Raw genomic sequence first — 18,763 nt, 5'->3', positions numbered from 1 at the left:
GGGCTATCTAGTTAAACTGCCCGTCAAATTAGTACTATTTTTCGAAATAAGCTAACCCCGTGCACTGCTTTTTCGAATTTTCCTTCTTGACACCAAAAACAACACCGCATTGCGCTGCTAGTTTACTAATTCGTATGTTTGTATAGAATCGTATTTTGATGACAGCAGCAATACCAACCATATCCATCATCACCATCGTTTACAATAATGTCCGCGAGTTGGAATACACCCTCCAATCCGTCATTTCGCAGACATACAAACAGGTGGAATATATTGTGATCGATGGCGCTTCCACAGACGGGACGTTGGACTTGATCGATCGCTATCGTGACCATATCGATGTGCTGGTATCTGAAAAAGATGAAGGCATCTATGATGCAATGAACAAAGGTTTGTCTAAAGCAACAGGGGATTATGTGCTTTTTATGAATGCTGGCGACGAGCTGTATAATACCCATACTTTGGAAAGTATTTTCTCTTTGGGTATCCGTGCCGATATCTTCTACGGCGAAACAAAATTGATCGACGAGAGCCGACAAGTTATTGGCGATCGCCGGCATCAGGCACCAACAACATTCAACTGGAAATCCTTTCGATATGGTATGAATATTTGTCACCAAGCAATCTATATTAAGCGTAGCTTGACGACTCCATACGATACACGATACCAACTTAGTGCGGATGTAGACTGGGTTATTAAAGCGGCAAAAAGGGCCAAGCAAATTGTCAATGTCCATGGCTACGTCGCCAGATACCTTGTAGGAGGGATGTCCCAAAAACGGCATAGGCAAAGCTTGCTGGAACGGTATGCCATATTAAGGAAGCACTATGGCGTTATCCCGAATCTGCTAAACCACGGCGTAATCGCCCTCCGCTTACTCATACACCGTTTAACATATGGAAAGACAAGAGATTAATCCCATGGACCCACAGCTGTTGGTGGATTTAGCAAACACAAAAATGCCTTCCGGAAAATACGAAGGCTGGTTATTGTGCCGCTTGCCGGAGCCCTATCTTGTTTGGTACCGGCAGAAAGGCTTTCCAAAAGGGAAACTCGGGATGCAGCTGGCAGCACTACACGAGATAAAAATGAACGGATTGACCCATCTGCTGACACCATTGATCAAAAAGTGACGTACATCAAATTTGGACTACTTTTTTTCCGTACTTTTGCAGCAGTAGAATTTTAAACACATTAAACGCCGTTTGCAGCGGTATCAATGCATATGAATACATATCAAACCTTGCTGTACTACTGTTACAGCCCAATCGAAAATGCCGAAGATTTTGCGGCAAAACACTTAGCATTCTGTCAATCTTTAGGACTTGTGGGCCGCATAATTGTCGCGGAAGAAGGCTTGAATGGCACGGTCTCGGGAACAGCGGCAGCTTGCAGCACCTACATGGAAGCCGTACACGCTGATCCGCGTTTTGCAAAGACCGAATTCAAGATCGACGATGTTGAGGAGCCCTCTTTCATCAAGATGCATTGTCGTTATAAACCAGAAATCGTGCATTCGGGACTGCGGAATCCTGAAATAATCAACCCTAACCTACAAACGGGAAAACATCTAGAGCCCACCGAGTTCATGGAAATGAAAGATCAGGAAGATGTCGTCATCCTAGACGTCCGCTCCAACTATGAACATAGTGTAGGTCGTTTCAAGAACGCCGTAACGTTGGACATTGATAATTTCCGGGAATTTCCAGAGAAAGTAAAGGAGCTAGAACAATATAAAGGTAAAAAGATCCTCACGTATTGCACAGGTGGAATCAAATGTGAAAAAGCATCCGCATTACTGTTGAAGGAAGGATTTGCAGACGTTTACCAACTCCATGGAGGTATCATCAAATACGGAAAAGAGGCTGGCGGTAAAGATTTTGACGGGAAGTGCTACGTTTTCGATAATCGGGTTACCGTGGACGTAAATGCCGTGAATCCGACAGTAGTCTCTACCTGCAAAAACTGTGGCAAAGTAACCCCAAAAATGATCAACTGCGCTAACCCTGATTGCAACGAACACTTTACCCAGTGCGATGAATGTGGATGGGAGCTGTCTGGATGTTGTTCAACAACCTGTATGGAGCACCCTCGCAAAAGGGAGTATGACGGAACAGGCTATTATATCAAAGTACCGCAGCCTGTCAACTACGAGAAGATTAGCAAAAGGAAACACAAAAATTTCCCACCGAAGGAAACGGTATAGCAGCTAAAAAAAGGGGGTAATAGCGCTATACTATTGCCCTTTTTTTTAGCTGCTACCAGCGCCACTCGCCAGATACCGTAAGCGGCACCTTTAGTCCATATCGTTCTAAATAAGCAGGAACTTCTTGGTCTTTCAGCCGTAAAGCCGGGATATGAGCCGTTTGCGCCAAGCTATAGGCCAGTGCAGCACCAAGCTTCACCGTTTGCTCCAGACCCGCCTTATCCACTAAATTGAATACATCGTTGTCGGAATGGTAATAAGCACCTGCATTATTAGGAAGGATCCCGCCAGCACCGCCACCATATGGAATACCGGCTAGCATAAAAGGCTGGTGATCGCTATGTAGCCCTGCGCCGATATTATTCTTACCCTTAAATGTACTGTCGGCAGACTGCAATTGAACCAACCAGTCGCGATACAGATTTTGCATCTCTTCGCGAGAACTGTGAAATGCTGTCGGTGCATTAGTCATATCGAAGTTTAACATAAAGGCCACTTCGTCTATACTACCGGCTGCTTCTGCTGCTGCGACATAGGCCTTCGAGCCTAAGAGACCTTGCTCTTCGCCCATAAATAGGACAAACTCGACAGTCCGCTTAGGTTTTATACGAAGGCGTTTTAAAGTTCTCGCCATATCGATCACCGCAAAGGAACCTATACCGTTATCAATGGCTCCGGTAGCCAAATCCCATGAATCCAAATGCCCACCAACGACAATTTTTTCTTTACTCTTGCCTTTTAAGGTGGCAATCACATTACGGGCGCTAACGCGCGACGATTCATTTTCCATATCTATGGTCGCAATGGGGCGTTCGCCTTTTTCCAGCTGTTGTTTGATGGCCATCCCATCCTCGTAACCGATACATACTGCTGGAATTTTGATCAGATCTCCTGTAATGGAAGCCGTTCCGGTCAAGAGCACGCCTTGGGGCACCGAGTTAATAAAAATGATACCATCAGCACCATGCTGCATAGCGATTGCAGTCTTCTCGGAACGATGAAGGTTCTTTATTCCATCAGGCGATCCCGGTAAAATATGTAAATAAACCAACACCGTCTTGCCATTCACATCTTTACCAACATAATCTTCTTCTAGTCCGTTACCTAGATCGATCAAAGGCGATTTGCTGTGTGCAGCAATTGGAGAATGCGCTAGCGCGACAGACTTAATTGTTTGCCCGCCAATATTTAAGGCCAGCGACTTCCGACTCCATGAAACCATCTCGAAAGGTTGGAAGCGTACATCGTATCCATAGGATTTCAAGAGGTCAAAAGCAAACTGTTCAGCTCTTTTCCCATGTTCCGATCCGGTCAGGCGGTGTCCTAGCTCTTCCGTCGCCTGTTTTAAATTAGAATAGGCCTGCGAGTGTGCATTCACTTCGGTGATGATTTTGGGGTATATACTTCCAAACTGATCTTGTGCAAAGCCTTGCATACTGGATAAAAAAAGTAAAACAATCAATGAAGTTTTCATATGTACAAACTATAAAAAAGCCTCGATAAATCGAGGCCAAAAGATAATAACTAGGCGATTGTTGCGGCAGATGTTTGTGCAGAACGATCAACTTTCTTCACGAGTCCCTGCAACACGTTCCCTGGTCCTACTTCAACAAATGCTTCCGCACCGTCGGCAAGCATATGCTGAACGGTTTGCGTCCACCGAACAGCGCCAGTAAGTTGTGCAATAAGATTCGCTTTGATGGTCTCGGGATCCGTGTAGGGCTTTGCATCCACATTTTGGTAGATAGGACATACAGGAGTCTTGATCTCCGTTGCTTCGATAGCCGCTTGGAGTTCCAATTTTGCGGGTTCCATGAGCGGCGAATGAAAGGCTCCGCCTACATTTAATTTTAATGCACGTTTTGCTCCAGCTTCGGTCAACAAAGCACAGGCTTTATCAACACCCGCTATGCTTCCGGAGATAACCAATTGCCCGGGGCAGTTATAATTTGCCGCCACGACGACATCCTCTACTTGGACACAGATTTTTTCAACAGTCTCATCGTCCAAGCCTAAGATCGCAGCCATTGTTGAAGGTTGTGCTTCACAGGCTTTTTGCATCGCATTTGCACGTTGGGACACCAATTTTAGGCCGTCTTCAAAAGAAAGGGCTCCAGCAGAAACCAATGCCGAAAATTCACCCAAAGAGTGTCCGGCTACCATCGCTGGCTGAAAGCTATCGCCCAACGCGTTTGCCAAGATCACCGAATGTAGAAATATGGCAGGCTGGGTTACCTTAGTTTGTTTTAGATCTTCGTCCGTACCGGCAAACATAATATCCGTGATGCGAAAACCCAAGATTTCATTTGCCTGCTCAAATAAGGCTTTTGATGCTTCATTTAAGTTATACAATTCTTGTCCCATTCCGACGAATTGAGCACCTTGGCCTGGAAAAATATAAGCTGTTTTCATTTAAAATAATTAGCGTGTACGATGAGCCGCAGGCTCTATTAAAAAATCAAAATTAAACAATATAAATCATAAAAGAATGCCCTCCATACATCAGTCTTCCGGGATGAAAGCCAAAGAGGTCAATCCATTCGGATCAAAAATGTCCCGCGAAATCGTGAGCAGATCGGACGTAGAGACTTCGTCGATCTTTTCGAACACTTCCTGCAGCGATATTACGCGGTCATAATCCATCACATTTTTGGCTACAGCAATAATCATACTCATCCGATTTTCTTCGGCGAGGGCTATTTGTCCCTTAAATTTATGCTTTGCTTTCCGCAGCTGCCCGTCGGACACCCCTTTTTCCCGCATTTTATCCAATTCCCGAAAAACCAACTTCTTTGCACGCTTTACTTTTTCCTCATCGGTTCCGAAATAAATGGTAAACAGTCCCGAATCTGAAAAAACGGTATAATTTGACTCGACCGTGTATGCGATACCATGTTTTTCACGGATGGAAAGATTAAGGATCGAACTCATCCCAAATCCGCCAAGCATATTATTCAGCAACAACAGTCCTGTTTTCCGATCATCAAACATGCCGTATGCCGGCGCACCAACCATATAGTGCACTTGATTGATTGGCTTTGGTATTTCTAAATGCGTTGCCGCAACCAATTCCGTGCGGGGCCGCACACGTTCCGGCAGGTTGGCCGCTACAGGCCCAAAGTAGCGCCGGATCATTTTCTCTACCGTTTTCAAATCGTAGTCGCCCGTGATTCCGATAACGATATCCTTCGTATTGTAATTTCGTTTTAAAAAATCGATGACATCAACCGATGAGAAACCTTGTAGATCTTTCTCGAGTCCCAAGATATTGTGTCCTAAGCCGGACCCTTTGTAAATGATATCTTCATAATCGTCGATAATAGACTCTTCTGGACTATCTAAATAAGACGCCATCTCATCAGCAATTACCCCTTTCTCTTTCTCCATCTCATCTTCCGGAAAAGTCGAATGAAAGATAATATCTTCAAACAGATCCAACGCTTTGCTGAGGTGGGGTTTCAGTAGGGACGCATGGATACAGGTATATTCTTTCGTGGTGTAAGCATTTAAATCGCCGCCAACAGCTTCCAAGTGATTCAATATCTGCTGCATAGAACGGCGGGTCGTTTGTTTAAAGAGCAAGTGCTCGATAAAATGGGCCATACCGAATTTACCTTCGGATTCGTCTCTTGATCCTGCATTCACCACGAAGCAGGTATGGGTAATCGGTGACGATTGACGATGGTATACCGCTCGGATACCGTTATCTAATCGAATGATTTCGTACTCTATATTCTTCAAATTAACAAATCAAATTAAACGCTGCATACTTGCTTGTGGCATGCAAACAAACGAGCCCTAGACAGCACAGATCGTGACCAGAAGCCGAATGCGACTAAAAAACAAAGGTAAACAAATATAAACGAAACGGCTGCAGTTCTTATCAACTACAGCCGTCTATACCATGTAACATTTCGCCTATCTCCGTGGACGTCTCATCCCTTCAGGACCTTGATCCTCTTGGAAAGGATTCATTCCACCGGCAAATTTGGAGAGTTTATAGGTAAACATCAGCATGAAGTACCTTCCAAGGCGATTAACGCGTCTATCGGAGATCTGTATATCAGACACTGTTCTGGAAATATTGGTTTGCTCATTTAGCAAATCGAAAGCCTGCAATCGTAGCGCACCCCGATCTCCCTTCAGCATGCGTTTTTCAACATATGTATTGATTATGAATGGGTTTTCGCTGTATGCATTGCCTTGGTAGAAAGTTTTCGATAGATCGGCACCAAAAACGATCGTAGGCGTTATGTTGACCGACCCCACTAGCGTTGGCGCCCATGATTGCATCACGACAGCACGCTCGTTCAATGTATTGTAGGTATGATCCCAACTGTAACGGACCCCAGGGTTGATCTCCAAATTTTCCGATGGAAGATAACGGAACATCATCCCTTGCATCAACACCCAATTTTGTGCTTTGTTGAGGTTCCCTTCGGTATAAGATGGATTGTTATTGTAGTTCAAACTTCCCATAAAGTTCAGGCTATAAACCTTATTTTTAAACGATCGACCATAGTGATAAAATCCGCGCATATTAAAGGCCCCGTCTTCATTCAGGTAGCTCGTTTCTTGAATAATACCCAAAGACGGATCCGATTGACGCAGGTTGTTGGATACAATCTTATTGTCCGTCAAACTACCGTTCAATATCATAAAAAATGTTTTCCCTGTTTGGAAATTACTGCTATTGTAGCGTAGACGTAAATTATGCTGGAACTCTGCCGCCAAGTCCGGATTACCGGTAATAATATTGGTGGGATTCGAGTTGTCCGTAAATGGTTGAATCTGCGTAATGGAAGGTTCATTTGCACGCCCCGAATAGTTAAGTTGCAGATTTTTCTGTCTGCTGAATTTGTATTCAAACCGCGCAATCGGCACGACATTGAATCCATTCCTATTGATCGCGATCGCATTGCCATCTATGGAGGCATCACCGTCCAAAAGCGTGGGCTGTACAGCCAATCCAATGGCATACTTAACCTTATCGTTGTTAAAGTTATAATTCGCTCCAAACTGGTGCGTGGTGAATGAATAGTCATAAAGCCGGTCAAATACATACCTTGGATCGTCGAGCGTGCTACCATCTGCATTAAAGGCATCCTGCCTACGGTTGTTATCGTACGTATTCACATTATAGTCGTACGACAGTTCGATCTTACCATATTGGCTAACGGGTTCGAGATAGGATACGGTTGCCCCTCCATTCCAGCTTTTGTTGTCAAGCTCAGCCAAGGTGCGGCGATAAAGGCTATCCACATCCATATTGCTATTGTTTGGGTCACCCACCAAAGTTTGGATAATCCGATCTTGATCATCTTTGGTACCTGAGGACGAAATATTCATATTAAAAAAGATATTTCTTCCTTTATCATTTAAGCGACGGTTGTACAAGGCGCTGATCCCCATATTAGGTGATTTGGCAATGCCATTTAATGTATTGTCTTCCGTATTGAACAAGGCTCCATTTATTAAATTTTCATTAAAACTAAAGCTATTGGTTTTCGTCTGCCGATAGCTCAACTGCGGCGTAACTTTGATAAACTCTTTTTCGGAGGGCTTCCATTCCAAATTGGCTTCGAAACGATGAGCGTTTCCAATCGTATTGATGTCCGATTCGGTGTTTCTATCTTGCGTGGAGTCCGGGTAAATAAATTTGTTCAAGCTGGATGACAAAGCAACATTATCATCGTGGCCAAAGCTGTAACTACCGTACACGGTTACTTTGTCACTAAAATCCTGACGATAATTTAATCCGATAGATCCCGTATTGGTGATCCCGTTTGATCCACCAAAATTACCGCCACCACCTGGGCCGCCGCCGCCGCCCATACGACGTCTAGCGCCACCACCTTGCGTGTTAAAATCAAACAGAGGTGCATTGATATTATTCAGGTTTCCCAAAACGGAAAACTGCATCTTGTCTCGCATCAAGATCGCACTTGCTGTCGCCTGATATCGATTGTCCGTACCATACCCGGCACGCAGCGTCGTGGTATAGCCTTTATTTTTTTCCGGATCTATTTCGATGTTTAAGATCTTCTGTGCATCTCCAGTTTTGTTGCCCGTTAGGTTAGCCATATCGCCATAGTCATCAATAACCTGAATTTTATTGATGATGTCTGCTGGTAAATTTTGGGTTGCCGTTTTCACATCTCCGCCGAAAAAATCCTTCCCGTTGATCCGCACGCGTGTAATTTGCTCGCCTTGCGCCGTAACAGCGCCATCCTTGTCCACTTCAACGCCCTGTAGACGTTTTAACGCATCCTCGACCAGCGCGTTGTCCCGAAGTTTAAGATCTTTTGTCGTGTATTCTAGTGTGTCACCTTTTACCTGAACCGTCAAAACCCCGTCCACAACGACCTCTTCTAGCATATTGGCGATGCCCACCAATTCAAATGAAGGGATAACCATTTTCTCTTGCCCCGAAGGAAAGGTAAACGCTTTCTCGAAAGGTTCAAAGCCTAGACTCGCAACCCTAATTTTGAAAGATTCAGCCCTTACCTGTTGAAACGTAAAGATCCCAGCCTGTGATGAGCTTGTCCCTAGGGTATCGGCTCCGGCAATCAATTGTACCGACGCGCCTGCTACGACGCGAGACTCCTTGTCCCGCAACATCCCCTGCACTGTTTTGCCTGTTTGGGCTGCAGCCTCTTGCCACGCGCACCAAAAAAAGAAACTGTAAAGCAGTATACCTAATTTTTTCATATTATTCATTGATCTCTTTTTCTATTGGATTGTTGTTTCAAGCAGCACTGCCCGTGTTTGCTTTGCCTTTGGTTTTGCCTCGGCGGGCCGAATAGTGCCGTAGCTGTAGCGCGTGGCTGCAGACTGCCTTTTTGCCGCTGGCAACAATGAGAAGCCGTCGTTAATTTCAATCTTGAGCTTAGTCGGTGTTACCTGCAGATCCAACGACGCTATCGGTATACGGGCTTCGTAGACAAGTGCATCCGCAAGCAAAGTGGCCTTCGCCGCCAAACCGTAAGTATTTTCGAAGGATAGTAGTCCATCTGGAATCTCTAAAAATCCTTGCACATAATATCCTCTAGAACGCTCGATAAGTTTCTTCTTGTCGTCGTCTCGTTGCATATGCTCTTCATGCTGTATGGCGCGTTTCACTTCGGCGTCGGGGAAAGGAAATATAAACTGCGTTGGACGTTTATTTTTACCGTTTGAAATTACGCTGAAAACAATACCGTGGCGTGCGGCCATCTGCTGCAGTAGAGGATTTCTGACCACAATGGCTACGTGTATGTATCGATCATCTTTGGCGAGCTGATACAACCAATTGCCATCCTGCGCCACATCTATCAAAGCCGGCCATTCACCCAAATCTCCGTCCGTTTCCACGTTTGCCAAAGATTCCAAGTTGATCTTTGTTGTCTTTTGTGCAAAAGCCGAAACTCCCACAACAAATAAAATTATGCCTATTAAATATCGCTTCATGAAGTACACCCTATTAGGCGGGAACCCCGTTTCTTCCCGAGTTCGCTTACCACTTTACAAAGAAAAAGATAAGAAATGTAAAATAGTGTAAACGACGCTGCATCACAGAGAAGTTACATCCTGACAGCGTTCGAAGCCCTTCCGAGGGCAAGCCTGCAAGCCCACATCTGATCGCAGTTGTACTTCGCCTCGATTTTTGTAATTTCGTAACATGTTAATCTCCACATTTCAACAACAATTTATCGAAGCGGGGTGTGATGAGGCCGGCAGGGGATGTTTGGCAGGACCGGTTTTTGCGGCAGCAGTGATCTTCCCTACAGGTTATTGCAATCCCCTGCTCAATGACTCCAAACAGCTCTCGGAAAAGAAAAGAATGACGCTAAGACCGATTATTGAGCAAGAGGCATTAGCCTTTGCCGTGGCCAGCGTCTCGGCCGAAGAAATTGACAGCATAAATATCCTGAATGCATCCTACCTAGCGATGCATCGCGCGTTAGACCTGCTCGAAACACCTGCCGCTTATATCATCGTCGATGGGAATAGGTTCAAACCCTACAACAACATTCCCCATACATGTATTGTCAAAGGAGATGGGAAATACCTATCGATCGCGGCAGCCTCTATATTGGCCAAAACGTATCGTGATGAATATATGAATAAGCTGGCTTCTGACTTCCCGCATTACGACTGGCTTTCCAATAAAGGATATCCCACGATAAAACATCGAAATGCTGTTTTGCAACTTGGACCTACGCCGCATCATCGTAAAACATTCCGTGTCTCGAAACCCCAGTTGAAGTTATTTTGAGATGATCCGTGCAAACTCGGCTTGCGCAGCCCGGATCAACATAAAAAAGCCGCATGGAAAGATATGGTTCCGTGCGGCTTTTTTTTCTCAATCAGCAGCTCAATTATTTAGTGGCGCTTATTTTTTTACGAATACTAAACGCAACAGCCACAGCAAGCCCCAACACCAAAACGATTGATGCAATAAGCGAGATCAAGTTGCTGATCCGAATAGAATCCGGTGCAAAGATAAACTCAATGGTATGGTTGCCTCCTGGCACCTGCAACGCTCTCAGTAAATAGTCGGCACGGATGATTGGCACTTCATTGCCATCAATATACGCTTTCCAGCCTTTGTCGTAGAATACCTCCGAGAAAACGGCAAACGCATCATTAGGCGATGTGGATTCATACTTCAACGTATCGGGATGATACGAAACCAACCGAATTTCCGCATTGGACGGAAGCCCCAATTTTGACGTATTTAATTGATTTTTAAACGATTCATGGACGAACGCCTCTTTCCGAGGGTCGAAACTGCCGATCGCCTGCATTTCCTGTGCATTATCTTTCACAAAGGTCACTTTATTCACAAACCAAGCGTTGCCCGCAGCTGTACTGCGACGTTGAATTTGCTCAGCACCGTTCTGAGGATTCTGCGTGATCAGGTACCGAACGTTGAACATGTCTAAAACGTCTTCGTTGATCGCGCCGTTAAACTGATGCTCTAACACCTCCTGAAAACGCATCAATTTCGCGGCATGGTAACCGCCGATGTTTTTGTGGAAGTAGGAGGCTCTTGCGTCCGAAAAAGGATTCGTAGTCAAATCCATTACCCGATAGCTCAGATCTTTATCCAAACGAATCAATTGATCTACTTCCCGTTCGACGATATGTGTTTTTGCTTTCTCTTCTATGAAAGAGTCGTTATTGAGGTAACGTTTGTCCACCGCCCAAAGATCAGCAAGCGTCACGATACCCAGAACAATAACGAAAACAGGCATCGTAAGCTTCTTCTTGATATAAAACCAAATTAATCCGAAGGTGATCGCAACGATAAAAAAGGAGCGGTATGCGTCTTTGCTGGCTAGCGACGACCGGTCTTTAATCAGGGCATTCGAAAATTCCGCACCAGCAGCCTGTCCGCCGAGTTGCTGTCCGATGGAGTTGATATAGTCCTGATGGCCAGAGTTCTTGAAGTCTAAAAACAGACTTGGCATCAGACCTACCAATAGACAGAATCCGCCTACTGCAATAAACGTGTATAACACCGTTTTGTCCAACTTCGGAATTTCCGAGGCTCGGTTGAATAGCTCGTTCACCGTTAAAATCGCCAACAAGGGGATCAATATCGCCGGAATAACCAGTATCGATTCTACTGCCCGAAATTTGTTGTACATCGGAAAATAGTCGAAGAACAAGTCGGATATGAACGGGAAATGTCGACCGAAAGACAAGAATAGGCAAAGGGCTGTTGCAATCAAAATCCACCATTTTATCCGTCCTTTAACGATCATTAATCCTAAAATAAACAGGAAGAATATTCCAGCACCAAAATACCAAGGCCCCGATGTGAATATCTTTTCCCCCCAATAGGTTGGAATGCGCTCCGCATATTGCAATGCCTGGTTTTCCGGCGCGCCTATTTTCATAAAGAATTTCACAACTTCCGCGTCCTTATCTAACGTCCCGCCCGTACGGCCTCCATAGGCATTCGGAATTAGAAAAGTGATATTTTCCCCTACGCCTTGACTCCATTGATAGGCATACTCACGGTCTAATCCACTATCGCTAGCTCCCTCCTCCACCTTTTGGATATTAGCTTTTCCCCGCGTGGTAAGTTTGCTATATTCATAAGTCGGGAACAGAACGGAAGCATTCACCAATATCGCCACGGCCGCAGCCGCAACCTGCAAGGCGGAGGCTTGAACAAACCCTTTCAATTTCTTATCGCGAATCGCGTAAAACAACTCGATAATGACATAAATTAGCAATGCAATAAATAGATAATACGTGATTTGTACGTGATTTGTACGAACCTCCATCGTGAGAAACAAACAGAGTAAAACAGGCCCCCATAAACGGCTACCTCGAAAACAGAGTAACACAGAGCCAATAATCGGTGCTAGATAGGCGATAGCATAAGCCTTGTTAACATGCCCCGCTTCAATGTATATAAAATTATAGGAGGTAAATGCCAAGGCGACGGCTCCCACCGCGGCTAGCCAAGGCTTCAACCGCAGCACGGAAAACAAGAAATAACCACCTAGCAGATACAACAACACAATGTCTGCAGGAACTGGCAACAGCGCACGAATACCTTTGTTGATGTAACTAGCTACGTTGCTGGCATGCTCGTACCAAATCTGGTAAGTTGGCATACCGCCAAACATCGAATTTGTCCATAAGGGTGCGTGCCCGTCTTTCGCACGGTAATCAAAAAGCTCTTTTTGGCTTCCTTCGGCTTGTATCACATCGCTTTGGACAAGCGTCTTACCGGCGAAAATCGGTGAAAAATAAAAAAACACCAATACAATAAAGATGGCAATTATTGCAAGGTGTGTAGAGTTGTCCTTAAACCACTGTTTCATATACGTTTTATCTCGTTTGCTATTTTCTTTGGCTCATGTGTAATCGTTCACGTGCTTCAGGAGCACTGAATACCCCTACCCACACACCGGATTAACCAAATGATTAGTTTTTGCTACCTGCCAAAAATATAGAAATGAATTGAAATTACCAGTATAAATATCGTAATCCACGAGATACCGTTGCTGGAAGATCAATCACTTTTCTGAATCAAACGCTGTATATTGGAAAGCTCGCCGAAAAGCACGAGCAGATCGTTCTCGGACAAAACAGTATCCGAACTCGCAATTCCAGACGCTTCTTTATACGTCACCGTTTTGCCCTTTACCTGTTTTTCGTATGCTTTTACGGTTGTTAGCACAATCACCTTGTAGGTGTTTGTCAAGTTAGCATCTTTCAAGGTCATCCCTACATATTGACCGGGAACGCGGGTCTCGACGATACTGTAACGATCAGATACCTTGAAGGAATCTATAATATCCGCGTTGTCTAGGCGCATGGCCAAGCGCTCCGCCGCTTCTTCCTCAGGCATGATGTATTCATCAATTTGCATGGCTTGAAGCACGGTTTTTTGAAGCTCCGAGACCACACGGCCTATTATCCTGCGTACCGTAAGTTGTTTCAGAAGTGCAGTTGTAAGCAGCGATGCTCCCTCATCTTCACCAATAGCAACAATAACGGCATCGCAATCTTTTAGGGGCAAGGAGGTCATGGCTTCCCGATCGGTGGTATCCATGCATACGGTATGGGTGATTCGATCCTTTAGTTGCTCAACAATGGTAATGCTTTTATCAACAGCAATGACCTCGTGGCCTTGTTCTGTAAGATGTATGGCAAGCGATCGCCCAAAATGTCCAAGTCCTAGTATGATATACTTCATGGTTAAAATAAAATCTTTTCGGTAGGATAAATATAACTTTTGTTCTTTGTATTTTTAATGAATGCGACCAATAGCGTGAGGGTTCCCACGCGGCCAACAAACATGGTAAAAACTATAATCATCTTACTCGATGCCGATAAGGATGGCGTCACCCCTAAACTTAACCCACAGGTCGAATAAGCGGATATGGTTTCAAAAAGCAGTGCCTTGAAAGACTTATCAGGATCGGAAAAATTTAATAGCAAAAAGCTGAAGGTGATCGTCACCGCCGACAACAAGATGATAGCGAAGGCTTTGTTGACCGATTCGGCCGCTATTCGACGTTTGTAAATCTCGATGGACTCCTTGCCACGTGCCAAGGCAAGAATATTCAGCAGCGCCAAGGCCACCGTGGTAACCTTCACCCCACCACCGGTAGATCCCGGCGAGGCTCCCACCCACATCAAAACCACAACCATCACCACGGTAGGGTTTGCCAGAAAACTCATGTGCACACTATTGAATCCAGCGGAACGTGCCGAATTTGCCATGAAAAACGAAGTTATCCATTCGCCAAAGATCGAGGAGTGCTCCGTCAGCGTATGCCGCTGCTCCAGCAAAAAATAAAAAATCGTCCCTGTTACGATAACGATCGCGTTGCATCGTAGGATAAAGCGTGTATTAAACGAAAAAGCACGTGGCTTGTGGACAAATTGTTGCCTTAAAAACAGCCTGTGAATAAGCTTTAGGCCTTGTTGTTTTACGAACGTATAGAAATTGTATACCGTGCCGAATCCCAACCCTCCCAAAATAAAAATGCCTGCCAAGCAAGCTTGGAAGCTATAGTTGAAGCGATATGCCTCGTGATGTATCCCCCCCTTCAGAATTGAAAAACCAGAGTTACAAAAAGAGGAGATCGCGTGAAATGTTGCGAAAAAGATGCGGTGACCCGTCGAGTCGAACTGGCTAGGATCAAGAGAAAGGTAGATCAAAATACCACCTGCCAATTCAAAAAACAGCGTAATAAAAATAATCGTAAGCAAGGTTGAGATCACCGCATTCAACTTTTTCTCGCCAAGAATCTCCCCGAACATCAATTGGTTCTTGTATGAGAATCCGCCCGAGAAAAAATAGCCGAAGAAACCAGTGAAGGTCATAATTCCAAGTCCGCCTACTTGTATCAATAACATAATCACAGTTTGGCCGAAGACCGAAAAATTGGTTGATATATCGGTTACCGTCAATCCTGTAATACACACAGCGCTGGTCGCCATAAAAAGGGCATCCACAAAGCTTAACGGAGCCACAAGCGTGGTTCGCGGCAATAGCAGCAAGACCGTTCCCAATAAGATCAGCGCAATAAAGCTGATGATAAACAAAATGGTAGGGTTGAAGTAAAAATTATCGAAAAATAGGCTGTTCCTCGATAGTTCGGACAAGAATGTGATCGCGATAGCGAGATAGATCCATTCCAGCTTGGAGAAATAAGCTATGTTGTTCAGTCGCGCAAATGCAATAAATAGGCAATAGGTCGATAAAACAAGTCCGGCTACATGAGAGCCGTTTATCTTCTTTTGGGCGAGGATCGCTGCGGCTGTCCGCAGCGCCCCTAAAAAAAACAGAAAATAGAATAGTCCGATGACTGTTTGCTCAGAAACACCAGCAAGGTCCCTATTGGTTATGTATCCCAGATGCGTGATCGCAACCAGCGCGCAGACCATGCTTACGTAAAACATGATCTGGTCGACCAGCCTCGATCTATAGGTAATCAGAAATTTAATAAATCGGATAACACTTCCCATCTTCTACAAACTTAAGAATAATCAAGAAGGGTATGCAACGTTACAAGACTTTATTCCTGCTTATCCTTCTCGCCCTTCTTAAACAATCGGTTGAAGAACCCTTTCGTTTTTTTGACCGATCCTTTTGTTTCCTCGAGTGCTTTTTTCGCAGATTGTGCCGATCCAACCAGCCGCGCTTCCCGCTCGGGACTTATGCCCGCCGTCTGCTTAATGCCATCCAATAAACTTTGCCAGAGATTTTTAAAAAATGTATGCTCGGGCACCCGTTTATGATTTACTTTTCCGACATGATACACCTCGTTTGCATCTGGGTTACTATCATTGATAATGAGCTGGTTAACAAGAAAAGAAAGCATTTTTTTCTTTTTCCGGTCACCCTCATCATTGAGCAGGTTGATTTTCAGATTGTCGTATTCAAACCGAAAATCACCCCAGCTTCGGTAGTCGTTTCCTTCCATTGTAAACCGTACGCTACGGATATTACCCGAGCCAATCTCCACATTAAGCAGCGGTGTCAAGATCCTATTAAATGAGGGTGCCTGCATAGGCTTCAGATTCCCGGTATAGCTGTATGCACCGTTTTTACTTAACATATCAAAGGAAAAAGTCGCATGCAGATTCCCGCTGTTCATCACTTTTGCGCGAAGATCGGCCTTTAGATATTTGTCTTTCGCAAGCCTCATGGAGTCATTGGTGACGTGGGTTAAAACACCACTGGCCTTATTGAATGAGATTTCCCCTTCACGATAGTATTTTCCACTCATCTCGCCATAAACCACATCGATGTTCTCGACAAATACGCTGTCCAAATCGATCAGCTGTTCGACGCGCAGCAGCTTTTGGTGCGGTGCCTGTCCGATCTGGTTTTTAGGGCTTTTCGGGTATCTTTTGTCATTATACAACTTCGCGTGTCCGTTTTTCAGCTGCACTTTCTTAGCAATTGTCTGCTGGTTATCTAGAAGTGCACGGAAATCCAACTGCTCCATCCTAAGCGTGTCAAAATGCAGATCTGCCATCGTCACATTTTTACCCTTCTTCTTAAAATAGGCCGCTTTATTCATGACGGGTTTATAATCCACATTGGTAAGTAAGATGTTTTGGTCGCGGGTATTGATCTTTAGTTCATCGAACTTGGCCTGGTAGATGCCATTGGCAAAATTGTACGTAAAACCCGGGACAATGATCTCGACCATTTTGGTGTACATCAAACGGGATGTATCCGCAAGCGAGGTTTCATCGATTAAGACATCGTGCACGGATATCTGAATGTCCTTAACGGCAAAATCAGCGCTCTTGCCATCCGTTATTTTGGCGTATTTGAAGGAGACATTCTCCATGTCTATATCGCGAACATTTACCGATTGGAGCACGTCCTTAACGCTTTCATACAGTGTCTTCTTGGGTTTCGATGCTACCGTATCATTATAAGCATGGTACTTATTGGTCAATTGTATTGCGGGGTCTTGTAAGCTTATTGATTTGATGGTTAGCTTTTTGTTGGTTAACATATCGATGATACCGAAGCGTTTTATCTTCAAAGACTTTAATCGGATATGGTATACATTGTCTGGAGCCTGTTGTGTTGCCTCCAATCGTGCATAAACAGCAGTGTCGGGAACGAGCGCGGCATTTTCCAATGTCACGTTGCCAACAGCCAGGTTAAGATCCAGCTTATCATAGCTTAATGTATACAAACTATCGGTTGATTTTTTGATAACCTCCTGTAGTTTCTCTTCCACAATGGGCTTCCAATTTTTGGAGAAATACCATACGGTTACTGATAGCGCCAGCACGATGAAGACAAAAACGCCAATGACCCATTTCCAAATTGGTTTCATACGATTACATTAATTTATAGTTGGTAAAGATTCCAAAACGGTAAAAAATAACGAATAAAACATGTCGAAAGATAGGTTAAAAAGGCCGCATATTGTGAAGCATCTACCCCATTTCTTCCTTCTTACAACAAACTTCTTAATTTAAAGTTTTCAGCTCTTCGGAATAAGTTAGTTGCGCGTCTCTTGGTTATGGTATATGCTCAAATAGCTTTCGTATCGGGAGCTTTCAATTTCAGCATGATCGACGGCTTCTAGAATTACACAGCCCGGTTCGTTGATATGCCTACAGTTGTGGAAACGACATTCGTTCAGCCGTTCGCGCATCTCCGGAAAAAAATGCGATAGTTCATTCTTTTCGATATCCACAATGCCTAGCTCCCGTATTCCCGGTGTGTCGATAAGCTTACCCCCAAAAGAAAGATCAATCATCTCTGCAAACGTTGTGGTATGTTTGCCTTTATCGGACCAATCGGAAATTTTGCCGGTTCGCAAGGCGGCGGCCGGTTCTATAGAGTTGATAAGCGTAGATTTACCGACGCCCGAGTGTCCAGAAACTAAGGTAATTTTATCTTTCAGCATGCTGCGAATAGCATCCACATGCGTACCGTCCTGCGCCGATACCGCAAGGCAGGGATAACCGATTTGTTCATAGATGGCCATGTAATCCGCTAAAACATCCAACCCTTCCTCCGAGAAAAGATCCAACTTGTTAAAAACCAATATAGCAGGAATACTGTACGCCTCTGCTGTTACCAAAAAACGGTCGATGAAACCCAAAGAAGTGGGTGGCGAAGCAAGCGTAACCACCAACATAGCCTGGTCAAGATTCGCTCCGATGATCTGGGTTTGTTTAGAAAGGTTCACCGACCGACGGATAATATAATTTTTGCGGGGTTCAAGTTCCGTTATCACAGCACTATCCTGATCGGGTTCCTGCTCATAGTTCACCCAGTCGCCTACTGCAATCGGGTTCGTCGTTTTGATACCCTTCGTGCGAAACTTCCCTTTGATCCTACATTCTACCCGTGTACCGTCTTCACCCAACACCAAGTACCAACTTCCGGTCGATTTAGTAACTAATCCGCGCATCCACTGTCCGTATTTTGATTACCGCCATTCATTTGGCAAAAATCGGAAATTAAATGTTAGGAAGGTGGTCTTAATCAATTATTTTTAACCCTCCATAAAATATCGCCACATATTTTAAGGCTCATCCACAGGTTCGCTTTTTAT

At 44.6% G+C, this 18,763-nt stretch carries 14 protein-coding genes; 4 read left to right on the top strand and 10 right to left on the bottom strand.

Annotation, left to right across the window (positions count from 1 at the left end):
- Positions 1–158 precede the first annotated feature (158 nt).
- From IE165_RS16375 to trhO, 3 genes are all read left to right on the top strand, one after another.
- Positions 159–917, top strand: coding sequence for a glycosyltransferase family 2 protein (locus tag IE165_RS16375; protein ID WP_189627730.1), 759 nt, complete (start codon positions 159–161; stop codon positions 915–917).
- Entirely contained in the window at positions 898–1,134 is a 237-nt protein-coding gene (locus IE165_RS16370) for a DUF3820 family protein (protein WP_229826602.1), read from the top strand. The genes IE165_RS16375 and IE165_RS16370 overlap by 20 nt, the downstream gene beginning before the upstream one ends.
- A gap of 92 nt (positions 1,135–1,226) precedes the next feature.
- Positions 1,227–2,207, top strand: coding sequence for an oxygen-dependent tRNA uridine(34) hydroxylase TrhO (gene trhO, locus IE165_RS16365; protein ID WP_189627729.1), 981 nt, complete (start codon positions 1,227–1,229; stop codon positions 2,205–2,207).
- Between the two features lie 52 nt (positions 2,208–2,259).
- Here the strand turns inward: trhO and IE165_RS16360 are convergent, their stop codons facing one another.
- The 5 genes from IE165_RS16360 to IE165_RS16340 all read right to left on the bottom strand — a co-directional run bounded on the left by IE165_RS16360 (position 2,260) and on the right by IE165_RS16340 (position 9,656).
- Positions 2,260–3,681 (bottom strand): M20/M25/M40 family metallo-hydrolase, encoded by a 1,422-nt coding sequence (locus IE165_RS16360; protein ID WP_189627728.1) that lies wholly within the window; start codon positions 3,679–3,681, stop codon positions 2,260–2,262.
- A gap of 50 nt (positions 3,682–3,731) precedes the next feature.
- Positions 3,732–4,619, bottom strand: a complete 888-nt coding sequence (gene fabD / locus IE165_RS16355) for an ACP S-malonyltransferase (protein ID WP_189627727.1) — start codon at positions 4,617–4,619, stop codon at positions 3,732–3,734.
- Positions 4,620–4,709: 90 nt separating this feature from the next.
- A complete protein-coding gene (locus IE165_RS16350) occupies positions 4,710–5,948 on the bottom strand; it encodes a M16 family metallopeptidase (protein WP_189627726.1) in 1,239 nt (412 codons plus the stop codon).
- Between the two features lie 177 nt (positions 5,949–6,125).
- Positions 6,126–8,918 carry an outer membrane beta-barrel protein gene (locus IE165_RS16345; protein WP_189627725.1) on the bottom strand — a complete coding sequence of 931 codons (2,793 nt, stop codon included), beginning with the start codon at positions 8,916–8,918 and terminating at the stop codon, positions 6,126–6,128.
- 21 nt (positions 8,919–8,939) lie between these two features.
- On the bottom strand, positions 8,940–9,656 hold the full coding sequence (locus IE165_RS16340; RefSeq protein ID WP_189627724.1) for a hypothetical protein: 717 nt from the start codon (positions 9,654–9,656) through the stop codon (positions 8,940–8,942).
- Between the two features lie 211 nt (positions 9,657–9,867).
- Here IE165_RS16340 and rnhB point away from each other — a divergent pair, with 211 nt between their 5' ends.
- Entirely contained in the window at positions 9,868–10,464 is a 597-nt protein-coding gene (gene rnhB / locus IE165_RS16335) for a ribonuclease HII (protein WP_189627723.1), read from the top strand.
- Between the two features lie 103 nt (positions 10,465–10,567).
- On the opposite strand, the gene IE165_RS16330 is transcribed toward rnhB, so the two are convergent.
- The 5 genes from IE165_RS16330 to rsgA form a co-directional block, all read right to left on the bottom strand.
- Entirely contained in the window at positions 10,568–13,033 is a 2,466-nt protein-coding gene (locus IE165_RS16330; protein WP_189627722.1) for a YfhO family protein, read from the bottom strand.
- Positions 13,034–13,224: 191 nt separating this feature from the next.
- The gene (locus IE165_RS16325) at positions 13,225–13,911 is read right to left on the bottom strand and encodes a potassium channel family protein (protein WP_189627721.1); all 687 of its coding nucleotides are present in this window, start codon (positions 13,909–13,911) and stop codon (positions 13,225–13,227) included.
- Between the two features lie 2 nt (positions 13,912–13,913).
- Complete coding sequence (locus tag IE165_RS16320; protein ID WP_189627720.1) at positions 13,914–15,692, bottom strand: TrkH family potassium uptake protein; 1,779 nt, start codon at positions 15,690–15,692, stop codon at positions 13,914–13,916.
- 50 nt (positions 15,693–15,742) lie between these two features.
- On the bottom strand, positions 15,743–17,530 hold the full coding sequence (locus tag IE165_RS16315) for an AsmA family protein (protein ID WP_189627719.1): 1,788 nt from the start codon (positions 17,528–17,530) through the stop codon (positions 15,743–15,745).
- A gap of 168 nt (positions 17,531–17,698) precedes the next feature.
- Positions 17,699–18,619, bottom strand: coding sequence for a ribosome small subunit-dependent GTPase A (gene rsgA / locus IE165_RS16310; protein WP_189627718.1), 921 nt, complete (start codon positions 18,617–18,619; stop codon positions 17,699–17,701).
- Positions 18,620–18,763: the final 144 nt, after the last annotated feature.

It is taken from the genome of Sphingobacterium griseoflavum (assembly GCF_014653155.1).
Lineage (GTDB): Bacteria > Bacteroidota > Bacteroidia > Sphingobacteriales > Sphingobacteriaceae > Sphingobacterium > Sphingobacterium griseoflavum.
The sequence above is the reverse complement of the archived record's forward strand: the minus strand, read 5'-3'. Positions and strand labels throughout refer to the sequence as shown.